The 12,038-nt window shown below is 52.3% G+C and carries 9 protein-coding genes; 2 read left to right on the top strand and 7 right to left on the bottom strand.

Annotation, left to right across the window (positions count from 1 at the left end):
• Positions 1 to 17 precede the first annotated feature (17 nt).
• Positions 18 to 272: a hypothetical protein gene (locus AC5Q5A_RS02755; protein WP_493894264.1), complete on the top strand. Its 255-nt coding sequence runs from the start codon at positions 18 to 20 to the stop codon at positions 270 to 272.
• Between the two features lie 46 nt (positions 273 to 318).
• Here AC5Q5A_RS02755 and AC5Q5A_RS02750 read toward each other — a convergent pair whose 3' ends face one another.
• From AC5Q5A_RS02750 to AC5Q5A_RS02725, 6 genes are all read right to left on the bottom strand, one after another.
• Positions 319 to 663, bottom strand: a complete 345-nt coding sequence (locus tag AC5Q5A_RS02750) for a hypothetical protein (RefSeq protein ID WP_063088499.1) — start codon at positions 661 to 663, stop codon at positions 319 to 321.
• Between the two features lie 92 nt (positions 664 to 755).
• On the bottom strand, positions 756 to 1,517 hold the full coding sequence (locus AC5Q5A_RS02745; protein WP_493894263.1) for a competence/damage-inducible protein A: 762 nt from the start codon (positions 1,515 to 1,517) through the stop codon (positions 756 to 758).
• 62 nt (positions 1,518 to 1,579) lie between these two features.
• The gene (gene mutT / locus AC5Q5A_RS02740; protein ID WP_063088498.1) at positions 1,580 to 2,011 is read right to left on the bottom strand and encodes an 8-oxo-dGTP diphosphatase MutT; all 432 of its coding nucleotides are present in this window, start codon (positions 2,009 to 2,011) and stop codon (positions 1,580 to 1,582) included.
• Between the two features lie 84 nt (positions 2,012 to 2,095).
• The gene (locus AC5Q5A_RS02735; RefSeq protein ID WP_493894262.1) at positions 2,096 to 3,982 is read right to left on the bottom strand and encodes an O-linked N-acetylglucosamine transferase, SPINDLY family protein; all 1,887 of its coding nucleotides are present in this window, start codon (positions 3,980 to 3,982) and stop codon (positions 2,096 to 2,098) included.
• Complete coding sequence (locus AC5Q5A_RS02730; protein ID WP_493894261.1) at positions 3,979 to 5,823, bottom strand: O-linked N-acetylglucosamine transferase, SPINDLY family protein; 1,845 nt, start codon at positions 5,821 to 5,823, stop codon at positions 3,979 to 3,981. Before AC5Q5A_RS02730 ends, AC5Q5A_RS02735 begins: the two co-directional genes overlap by 4 nt.
• Before the next feature lie 84 nt (positions 5,824 to 5,907).
• Complete coding sequence (locus AC5Q5A_RS02725; RefSeq protein WP_493894260.1) at positions 5,908 to 7,950, bottom strand: O-linked N-acetylglucosamine transferase, SPINDLY family protein; 2,043 nt, start codon at positions 7,948 to 7,950, stop codon at positions 5,908 to 5,910.
• A 266-nt stretch (positions 7,951 to 8,216) separates the two neighbouring features.
• Between AC5Q5A_RS02725 and AC5Q5A_RS02720 the strand changes: the two genes are divergently transcribed.
• A complete protein-coding gene (locus AC5Q5A_RS02720) occupies positions 8,217 to 9,074 on the top strand; it encodes an alpha/beta hydrolase (RefSeq protein ID WP_493894259.1) in 858 nt (285 codons plus the stop codon).
• A 61-nt stretch (positions 9,075 to 9,135) separates the two neighbouring features.
• Here AC5Q5A_RS02720 and secA read toward each other — a convergent pair whose 3' ends face one another.
• The gene (gene secA / locus AC5Q5A_RS02715; protein WP_493894258.1) at positions 9,136 to 11,844 is read right to left on the bottom strand and encodes a preprotein translocase subunit SecA; all 2,709 of its coding nucleotides are present in this window, start codon (positions 11,842 to 11,844) and stop codon (positions 9,136 to 9,138) included.
• Positions 11,845 to 12,038 lie beyond the last annotated feature (194 nt).

Here is a 12,038-nt window from a genome sequence, read left to right as displayed (position 1 = left end):
AACGCAAGGAATACCGAATGTCTGGCGAACCAAGCCAACCGAACAATCCCGAACAGCCGCCGCAAAAAAAACGACTGTCGAACGGGGTCTATTTCAAGATCATGGGCTATCTTCTGACCGCGGGTTGGGTCGGGATTATTTTGGCGGCGTCGGGCGGGGATTCGAGCCACCCGTTGTTTGATTACATTTTCATTGTGCCGCTGGCGGGCTGGATCATCGGGATGCTGGTTGCCCGCGTGATCGCCAAGAAATCCGGTGCGGACCGGCCATAAGGCAGGGTTTCATCGTTCCAGAAAGGCGCCACCAAACGGCGCCTTTCTATTTTCTGTCATCAGAATTGCGGTTGCGGGTGCGTTCATCGCGATAGCGGTCATCATCAGAAAACCCGCCAAGCGTCATGATCCCGATGCCCAGACTGATGCTGCCAAAGGTCACAAACAGGCCAAAAAACAGCAAGAAGATAAAGATCGGCGCATCGCGCGATGACGTCGCAAGACTGTAAATCCCGCCAATATCGAAATACAGAACCAACGCCCCGAACACCAGCGCGCCAAACCCGCCATAAGCTGTGTGTTCGATCATGAATTTCACAATCGACCGGGCTTCGCGAGCGGCCTGACTGTTGCGCGCGTCATTGTGCGGATCATGGTTCTGATCGGTCATGTTGTCTTCCCGTAAAAGGTCAGAACAATTCTAGACACAGCCCGAAGACATTACCTTGATCAAACGCAATTCAAGGCCACTGGCTAAGGCAATCAGACAGCACCGGTATCCTCGATCACGTCCTTGCCACCTTCGATGATGGCAAGGCGAATGCGATCAGATGCCTGATTGACGTCATCGGCACTCTCGCCCCGCACGACAAGCGTGGTGCCAAGCTTTCCTTCACGCAGGAACGGATAGGATCCGATATCGGTTTCCGGGAAATCAGCCTGAATTTCGCCAAGCACCTTGGCGATCGTGCCTTCTGGAATATAGCCGCCGACAGAACGCGATACCATCGGCTTGCCGCCAATCAGCTGGTGTTTGATGCCCTGGAACATGGCCTGCATGATCATCGGCACACCGGCCATGATATAGACATTTTCCATGCGGAAACCCGGTGCCTTGGAAATCGGGTTCTGGATCAGTTCCGCCCCGACCGGAATACGTGCCATCCGCAGGCGTGCTTCATTGAGATCTTCGGGGTTTTCATAATGGCTTTTAAGCAAGTCGTGCGCGTCTGCATTGAGTTCAATCGCCACCCCGAATGCCTTGGCAACACATTCCGATGTGATGTCATCGTGGGTCGGGCCGATACCGCCGGTGGTAAAGACGTAATCGAATTTTGCCCGGCATTCATTGACCGTATCGATGATGGTGGCTTCGATATCGGGAATGACGCGGGTCTCGGCCAGGCGGACACCAAGCGCGTTCAGTTCCTCTGCCAGATAGGGCAGGTTCTTGTCATGGGTGCGGCCAGACAGGATTTCATTGCCGATAATAATCAGACAGGCACGGACCGGATCAGACATCATATCCCCACAACATCATTCAAACTTCAATGCGCGATCTCATACGCCACAAACGGGCAGATGGCTCACAGAAAATCGCGCAGCATCGCCACAAGCGGTACATCGGCCGGCGGCATCGGATAATCCCCCAGACGCACCGGGCGCACCCATTTCACCTGCTGGCCTTCCATCGGGGTGATTTCACCCTTCCAGACGCGGCACAGATAAAGCGGCATCATCAGATGGAAATCATCATAAGTGAAGGATGCAAAGGTAAAGGGTGCCAGGCAGCTTTCGGTGATATCAATGCCAAGTTCTTCCTTGAGCTCGCGCACCAGCGCCATTTCGGGGGTTTCACCCGCCTCGACCTTGCCGCCGGGGAACTCCCACAGACCAGCCATGGATTTGCCTTCCGGGCGCTGAGCGATCAGCACACGATGATCGATATCGACCAGCGCGACCGCACTGACGAACACGGTTTTTTCCGGGATTTTGCCCTGGCGCAGGTCAACCGACATGCAGCCTTTATCTGGTTGTTGTATTGTCATGGCACTGTTTTATCGCGCCATCAAACCTTCGCCAAGTGCAGAAAGCATCGACGGTCACTTTGCGCGGGTCAGATCAATGTCATCGGGCGCAAGGCCCTTCAGATAACGGTCATATGCGGCTTCGAATGCACCTTCGATGTCTCGTGTATAGGTGACCGTATCAAACAGCGGACAGGTCTTGATCTGTTGTTGTAACTTCTGCTTCAAGGCCGCGGTCTTTTCGGGATGAAGCGCCAGATCCAGTGCAATGGCTTCATAGTCCGCTTCATCCTTGGCAATCAGCTCCGACAGATTGGCCGCCGTCAAAATGCTGGCCGCCACCCTGGCTGCAAATTGCTCCCCGGGCAAGGTCACTAGTGGCAAGCCGGCCCAAAGCGCATCACTCGCCGTCGTGTGCGCGTTGACGTTAAAGGTATCAAGCAAGAGGTCGGCATGCTTATGGCGTGCGAGATGTTCCGGTTCCGGCATCTTGTCGGCAAAGACCAAACGGCCTGGATCAATGCCACGTTTCTGCACTTCCTTGCGCAGGTTTTCGGCGGCGTAATCGTTACCCTTGAACACCCAAAGAACCGAGCCCTCAACCTTACTCAGAAGCCGCATCCAGATATCAAATTCCCGCGGGGTTATCTTGTAGGTGTTGTTGAAACTGCAGAATACGAAGCCGGTTTCCGGAAGACCGAAATCAGCGCGCGTTGTGTTCGTCGCCGGAATAAGGCGCTGGTCATCGTTGGGCTGATAGCAATTTGGCAGGTAGATCAGCTTTTCGGAAAAATACTGTTTGTGCGTTTCAGGCGCGGTGACCTTGTCGACAATCATGTAGTCAATGAAGTCGGCCCCAATTGATCCGGGATATCCCAGATAATTGATCTGCACCGGCGCCAAGCGTTGGGCGAAAATGCCGGTTCGGCCCATCTGGGTATGCCCTTTTAGATCAATGGCGATATCGATGCTTTTCTCGCGGGCAAGTTTCGCGATGTCCGCATCAGAAGCACGTTCTACATCTGAAAAGCTCTCGAAAAAGTCCCGGGCATCATTCAGGCTTTGGCTTTGTTTGATCGCGCCATAGGAGAAACCGTGGATTTCGAATTTGTCGCGATCATGGTTTCTGAGCAACCCCATCATCAGCGATAATGTTGCATGGTTATGGAAATCGGCAGAAAAATAGCCGATCCGTAATTTTGATGGGCGCTTTGATGGAGCGGTCCCTTGCCACTTTGCGCCTCGGCCATATTTAGCCAAAACGAACTTGCGGCAACGCGCCAATTGCCGCTCCGGTGCATCTTCACGCACCAACAGCGAAAAGGGTGAAACATCTTCACCCTCAATCCCCAAGGTCTTGGCAACACGTGAAAAGCCTTCAAGGCCTGACCAATCACACATCATTGCCAAACTATAAAAGCGGTTTGCCAAGGCACTTGTCAGATACGGGTTCAGATCAGTGGCCTTGGCATAGCTTTGGGCAGCAGCAGGAAACCGTCCCGTTGTAAAAAATACGTGGGCCAGATTGTTATAGGCGTCGGCAAACTGCGGATCGAGCTGAAGCGCCTTGGCAAAATATTGTTGGGCCGCATCAAGTTGGCCAACTGTCATCAGAACAATGCCCGCACCATTATAGGCCGGGGCATAGTTCGCATCGCAACTGGCTGCTTTTTGATAGCATTGGAGGGCTTCGTTGAACTTCCCTATGCCCTGATAAAACACAGCAAGATTTTGATAGGACTTCGGGTTTTGTGGCGCAAGATCAACAACCTTTTTGAAGCAAGCATAAGCCTGCTCATAATCCTTTTGGGCAGAATGGGCATTTGCCAACAAAACCCAAATCACAGCTGCATCAGGTTCAGTCTTGAGATGCTTTTCACAAATGGAAATAGCCAATCCAAACTGATTGCTTTTCATCGCTTGCTTGGCGCGTGAAAGCGCCTTTTCAACTGCCGACGTCAAGACTTCTTCCTTTGCACTTCGATGTCATCGGGAGCCAATCCGTTAAGATATCGGTCATAAGCTGCTTCAAAGCCTGCTTCGAGATCACGGGTGTAGCCTTCTGAGTCAAACAGAGGGCAGATCTTGTTCTGATCGTTTAGCTTCTGCTTCAAGGCCGCAATTTTTTTTGGGTGCAGTGTCAGATCAAGGGCGATGGCCTCATAATCCGCCTCGTCCTTTGCTATCAATTCCGGCAAGTTTGCAGCGCGCAGGATACTTGCAGCCACACGAGCAGCAAACTGTTCTCCGGGCAGGGTAACAAGCGGCAAACCGGCCCAAAGCGCGTCACTTGCCGTTGTGTGTGCATTGACGTTAAAGGTATCAAGCAAGAGGTCGCCATGTTTCTGACGGGCAAGATGTTCCGCTTGGGACAACTTTTCGGCAAAGATCAAACGATCCGGATCGACATCGCGTTTTTGCGCCTCTTTACGCAGGTTTTGCGCCGCGTAGTCATTGCCCTTGAACAACCAAAGCACCGAACCTTCGACCTGTTTCAGGAGCCGCATCCAGATATCAAATTCCCGCGGCGAAATTTTGTAGGTGTTGTTGAAACTACAGAAAACGAACCCACTATCAGGCAGGCCGAAATCAGCGCGGCTTGTTTTTGTATCGGCGATGCTGCGCTGATCATCGTTAGGCTGATAACAATACGGCAAATAGATCGGTTTTTCCGAAAGGTACTGTTTGTGCGTTTCTGGAACCGTGACCTTATCAACGACCATATAGTCGATGAAGTCGGCCCCGATGGTCCCCGGGTTGCCAAGATAGTTAATCTGAACTGGGGCGACACGGCGTGCAAAAATTCCAAGGCGCCCCAATTTCGTATGGCCTTTGAGATCAATCGCGATATCTATCTGCTTTTGTCGTGCAAGCTCGGCAATTTCATCATCGGATGCCCGTTCGACATCGGTGAAACTATCCAGGTAGTTCTTTGCTTCATCAAGGCTTCGGCTCTCCTTGATAAGCCCATATGAAAAGCCGTGGATTTCGAATTTATCGTGATCATGGTGACGCAGCAGCCCCATCATCAACGCAAGCGTCGCGTGATCCTGAAAATCGGCCGAGAAATATCCAATACGCAGCTTGCCCGGACGTTTGGTTGGGCGCGTCCCTTGCCATTGGGCACCGTGACCAAAATTGAACATCACGAGCCTGCGGCTTCTGACCAATTGCCTTTCCGGTGCATCTTCGAGTTTGAGCATTGGAAATGGCGAAACAACTTCTCCCTCGACGCCTAATGTGCTGGCGACCTTTGAAAATTCTTCGTAACCAGACCAATCACACATCATCGCAGAGCTGTAATACTGGCTGGCCAAGGCACTTTTCATCTCAGGATCAAGAGAATACGCCTTTGCATAGCCCTGTGCTGCAGCCTGAAATTGACCCTTGATAAAGAAAACGCGGGCCAAATTGCTGTAAGCGTCGGCGAATTGAGGATCAAGTTGAAGGGCCTTGGCAAAATACTGTTGTGCAGTATCAATCTGGCCCACGTTCACCAGAACATTCCCGGCACCGTTATACGCCCTGGCATAGTTTGCATCGCAGTTAACCGCGCGCTGAAAACACTGTAGCGCCTCGTTAAACTTGCCGATGCTTTGATAAAACATACCCAGGTTTTGATGGGATTTTGGACTTTGTGGCGCAAGCTCGACGACCTTCTCGAAGCAGAGAGTGGCCTTCTCATAATCCTTTTTCAGGAAATGGGCATTTGCCAACATATCCCAGCACACGACTGAATTTGGTTCGGCTTTGAGGTGTTCTTCGCAGATGGAGACGGCCAACCCAAACTGATTGCTTTTCATCGCTTCTTTGGCGCGCGAAAGCGCCTTTTCAACTGCCGACGTCAAGACTTCGTCCTCGTTATGGGTGCAATATCTGCGCGCACTTCACTGGCTGCCAAGGTCAATATCTACCGGGTTCTGATTGCTGAGATAACGTTCATAAACCGCGTCATAGCCCCGCTCCAAATCACGGGTATATGATTTCGTATCAAACAGCGGACAGGCTTTGACGTTATTTTTGACCTTTGCCTTCATGGCAGCGGTCTTTTCCGGGTGCAAAGCCAGATCAAGGGCTATTGCCTCATACTCTTCTTCCGATTTGGCAATCAGTTCGGGCAGGTTTGCCGCCTTTAGAACGCTTGCGGCGACCCGGGCGGCAAATTGTTTTCCGGGAAGTGTTACAAGCGGTAACCCGGTCCAAAGCGCGTCACTTGCCGTGGTATGAGCGTTCACATTGAAGGTATCCAGAAACAGGTCAGCATGTTTGTGACGTGCGAGGTGTTGTTCCTCGGGCAAGAAGCCTGCGAAGACAAGGCGTGCAGGATCCACGCCGCGATTTCCGGCTTCCTTGCGAAGGTTGAGCATCGCGTCCTCGCTTCCTTCGAAGAGCCACAGGACAGAACCATCTACCTTCTTAAGCAAGCGCATCCAGATATCGAATTCACGAGGCGAAATCTTGTAGTTGGCATTGAATGAACAGAAGACGAAGCCGTCTTCGGGCAAGCCCAGCTCCGTGCGTGTTTGCGTGTTTTCCGGGAATTCCCGGCCGCCGTCATTGGGTTGATAGCAATGCGGCATGTAGATGATTTTTTCGGAGTATGCGTTCTTGTATTCACCGGGGATGATGGTGTGATCTGCGATCAGATAGTCGATATAGTCGGCCCCCAAAGTCCCCGGATAACCAACATAGTTGATCTGAATTGGCGCCATCCGATAGGCAAATAGCTGTGGCCGCCCGTACTGGGTATAGCCCTTCAGATCAATCGCGATATCGATCCCCTGGTTACGGGCATGCTCGACAATCTCGCGGTCCGATGCACCGCGAACGTCCCAGTTTTTTTCAACCAGTTTCTGAAGTTCGCCACGACGCCAACCATCCGTGACACCGCCGTAACTATATGCATGTATTTCAAATCGGCTTTTGTCGTGGAGACCGAAAAGCCCCATCATCAAGGAAAGCGTCGCATGATTGTGAAAATCAGCGGAGAAATAGCCGATTTTGAGTTTCTGCGGGCGTAAAGACGGACGCGGGAAATTCGGAACGACTTCTCGCACGGCAAGTTCCTGGGCCCGGTTTTCAGAACGCTTTTTCTGCGCGTATGGGTCATCGTCAAAATGCAGGAAGGAAAAGGGCGAGACCGAGTTGCCCGGTTTTCCAATCGGCTTCACCTTCTTAAATTCGGGTGCAAGTTCAGACCAGTCGCAGATTTGTGCGCGAACATAGAGATAGTCGGAAAGTGCCGTCATATTGTTCGGCCGCAGTTGGGCGACTTTTTCAAAGGCCTGTTTGGCAGCACCGCGCTTTTTCTTGCGATACAGGATGATCCCGAGATTAAGATACGGCTCCGCCAGGTTGGGATCGTATTTGATCGCCATCACGCAGAATTTCTCAGCCTCATCAAAGCGCCGCATCTCTACCAGGATGCCTGCGATCGAACTCAGAACGCCGGCATTTTGCGGTTCGATGTAACTGGCATTCTGAAATGCCTGCAACGCAAGGTCCCACTTGTTTTGCGTTGAAAACAGCTTACCAATATTCACCCAGGCCATTCCGAAATTCTTATCGATCTCAATGGCTTTGCGCAGACATTTTTCAGCCTCGACCGGGTTTTGACTTTTTGCATAGCCAAATCCAAGAAGGTTCCATATCTGGGCATTTTCGGGCGCGTATTCCAAGAGTTGACGGGCAAGCTCAACGCCTTTTGCAAACTCGCCTTGATCAATCAGTTTGGAGGCTTTTGTAAACGCCTCCTGAGCAGAAACACCGTTTCCGGATGCAGCATCACGCAATTTCTCAAGAGCTGCTTTCGCGCGTGTGTTTTTCGGGTAGTCCTGAAGAAACTGTTCGTACAGCCTGATCGCTTCGTCAATCTGGCCCTGATTTTCGAGCTTTTTTGCGCGTTTGGACAGTTGATCGAATGAGGACACTTTGACGAGATCTCCGAATTTGAACTTTGCCCGGAAAGTCTAGGGAGCAGGCAATTAAGGACTAATAAATACATCCCAACAATACACATGCGACGTGCTGCTTTACAGCTCCGGATTGTCAAAATCCCACGACATAACGGGCGTGGTCAGTGCAAACATCCATTTGATTGTTTTAAACGGAATTCAGTGCGCTAACGTATTGACTATATAAACGATAATTTTTGCATAGATCGGCACCCCGAATGTTTCCCAAAAAGTTTCTGAGCATGACGACCAATTCCATTGTCGCAATGGTGCTTCTGGCCGGATGTGACAAGCTTGGTGCTTATAATCATTGGCAGGCGGGTGATTTAGAACCTGATATCGCGGCACTTTCCTATGGGCCGGATGAGCGGCAGGTTGTGGATCTTTATCTGCCCGATCCCTCCCTGCAGCCCGCCCCACTTGTGATCTGGTTTTATGGTGGGTCATGGGATTCTGGTGATCGCGGCAAGTATGCCTTTATCGCCAAACGCTTTGCCGAGTTTGGCTATGCGGTTGCCATTCATGATTACCGATTGGTGCCCGATGTTCGTTTTCCGGACTTTATCGAGGACGGCGCGTCTGCGATCGCCTTTATGAAAAACTACGCGGAACAAAATCCGGGTCAGATCAAAGATGTCCCGATTATGTTGGCCGGTCATTCCGCCGGGGCTTATAACGCCGTTCAGCTGGTTGCGGACCAACAATATCTGCAAGCTGTCGGGATTGATGCCGATGACATTGCCGGCATCATCGGGCTTTCCGGCCCGTATGATTTTTACCCCTATGATGTTGCGGCCACCAAAAATGCGTTTGGCGAAACACCGGCCAATCAGAGCCAGCCGGTCGCGATGGATCTTGCACATATGCCGCCGCTTTTGTTGATTACAGGCACCCGTGATCACACGGTTTTACCGCGCAACTCGCGCAAACTCGCCGAACTGGCCCCGAATGCAGAACTTGTCGAAGTCCCCGAAACGGGTCATGCAGGAACCCTGATTGCGCTTGGGTTCTATTTGACAACCGATGATGCGGTGTTGGACCCGGTCAAACAGTTCCTGCAAAACCACCTGCCAACCAAGGCCCTGACAGCAAGAAACTGACAAAGAAAAAGCGCGCATCCCGAAGGAGCGCGCTTTTTGTTTCAATTCATGGCCAATACGATCAGTTCAGCTGACCGTGGCAATGCTTGTATTTTTTGCCAGATCCGCATGGGCAGGCCTGGTTACGCGCCACACGACCCCAGGTCGACGGATCGTTGGGATCAAAGTTGCCCGGCTGACGCGACTGAACGGTTGCGGTATCGACACCCTGCTCGGTTGCTTCGAGTTCGTCGCGGTTTTCGCGCATTTCCTGTTGCGGACGGCGGGGTGCTTCGAGGTCTTCGGGGCGCGGGGTCGATTGAAGTTCGACATGCGACAGCATCTGGGTTACGCGTTCGCGCAAGGACACCAGCATGGCTTCAAACATGTTGAACGCTTCGCGCTTGAACTCATTGAGCGGGTCGCGCTGACCATAGGCGCGCAGACCAATGCCCTGACGGAGGTGGTCAAGGGCAAGAAGGTGCTCTTTCCATGACTGATCAAGGAGCTGCAGCACGAGGCTTTTTTCAACCTGGCGCATGATATCGGCACCATAGTTGGCAACCTTGGCCGCCATTTTCGCATCCGCAGCCTTTTCAATGCGTTCGCGCATGACTTCCTGATCGATGCCTTCTTCCTTGACCCAATCAGAAATCGGCAGATCAAGACCCAGAAGACGGGTAACTTCTTCGTGCAGGCTGGCGGCTTCCCATTGCTCCGGATAGACCTTGGCCGGGCAGTATTTGTCGACCATGTCTTCGATGACTTCGGCGCGCATGTCAGCGACGTCTTCGGCAACGTTTTTGGCCTGCATCAGATCGCGGCGCTGTTCATAGACGACCTTACGCTGGTCATTCATGACATCATCAAACTTCAGAACGTTCTTACGAATGTCGAAGTTGCGTGCCTCGACCTTCTGCTGGGCTTTCTCAAGCGCCTTGTTGATCCACGGATGGTAAATTGCTTCACCTTCCTGCAGACCAAGTTTCTGCAGCATGCCGTCCATGCGCTCGGATCCGAAGATGCGCATCAGGTCATCTTCAAGCGAAAGATAGAATTTCGATCCACCCGGGTCACCCTGACGGCCGGAACGACCACGCAGCTGGTTATCCACACGCCGTGATTCATGGCGTTCGGTCCCGATCACAAACAGACCACCGGCGGCGAGAACCTTTTCCTGATCAGCCTTGACCTCGGCTTTGATTTTTTCAATCGCGGCGGCACGTTTGGCTTCGTCGGTGACATTGGCCAGTTCATGTTCAACGCGCATTTCAACGTTGCCACCAAGTTTGATGTCGGTACCACGACCGGCCATGTTGGTGGCAATCGTGATCGCACCCGGCGCGCCGGCCTGGGCCACGATCAAGGCTTCGCGTTCATGCTGCTTGGCGTTGAGAACTTCGTGCGGAATTTTTTTCTTTTTCAGAAGGTCGGACAGAATTTCCGATTTCTCGATCGAGACCGTCCCGACAAGAGCCGGCTGGCCGCGCTTGTGGCAATCTTCAAGCTGTTCAGAGATCGCAATCCACTTTTCATTGGCGGTGCGATAAATCTCGTCATCGGCATCTTTACGGGCAATCGGGCGATGGGTCGGGATTTCGACAACTTGAAGATTGTAGATTTCCTCGAATTCTTCGGCCTCGGTCATTGCCGTACCGGTCATCCCGGCAAGGGTCGGATAGAGACGGAAATAGTTCTGGAAGGTGATCGATGCCAGAGTCTGGTTTTCGTTCTGGATCTTGACCTTTTCCTTGGCTTCCAGTGCCTGATGCAGACCATCGGAATAACGGCGGCCTTCCATCATACGACCGGTAAATTCATCAATGATGACGACCTTGTCGTCCTTGACGATATAGTCGGTGTCTTTCTGGAACAACTTGTGCGCACGCAGCGCCTGGTTGACGTGATGGACCAGATGAACGTTGGCAACGTCGTAAAGCGTGCCTTCGGTCAGGATGCCCATTTCCATCAGAAGCTGTTCGGCGTGTTCGGTGCCTTCTTCGGTCAGGGTAACCGCACGCGCCTTTTCGTCCTTTTCGAAGTCTTCTTCGATCAGTTTCGGGATCAGCGCATCAATCGAGCGGTAAAGTTCGGAGCTGTCTTCGGCAGGACCCGAAATGATCAGCGGGGTACGGGCTTCGTCAATCAGGATCGAGTCGACTTCATCGACGATCGCAAAGTTGAACGGGCGCTGCACCATGTCTTCGAGACGGAACTTCATGTTATCGCGCAGATAATCAAAGCCGAGCTCGTTATTGGTCGCATAGGTGATGTCACAGGCATAAGCCGCACGGCGCTGATCATCGGTCATGCCATGCATGATCACGCCCACCGTCAGACCAAGGAAGCCATAGACCTCGCCCATCCATTCCGCGTCACGACTTGCGAGATAGTCGTTCACCGTCACCACATGAACGCCCTTGCCTTCAAGCGCATTCAAATAGACCGGCAAGGTCGATACCAGGGTTTTACCTTCACCGGTTTTCATCTCGGCAATTTTGCCAGATGTCAGAACCATGCCGCCCAGAAGCTGCACGTCATAATGACGTTCACCACGGACACGTTTGGATGCCTCGCGGATGGTGGCAAAGGTATCAGGAAGGATGTCGGTCAGAGTCTCGCCATTCCTGAGACGTTCGCGCAGCCAATCGGTCCGGGCGCGCAGTTCGTCATCAGTAAGCTTTTCGACTTCGGGTTCCAGGGCATTGATTTGCTCGACCGTGGCCCGCAGGGCTTTGACTTCACGATCGTTAGCTGAACCGAAAATTTTCCGGGCAATAGCGCCGAGCATTAATACGTTCCTGAACAAATAAATTAAGACACAATGAGGCCCGACAGAAAGCGGAGCCCGATCACAGATAGAACCCTGCCTGCCATCTGTCAACGGAACGAGCCAATATCGCTAATGTTGGGCTGAAAATTACCGGTTTTCACCGCAGTCCCCGGACACATCCGGACGGTTTCACGTTTTCGTTTTTGGCTGTT

This window comes from Thalassospira sp. CA1, assembly GCF_059052855.1.
The sequence above is the reverse complement of the archived record's forward strand: the minus strand, read 5'-3'. Positions and strand labels throughout refer to the sequence as shown.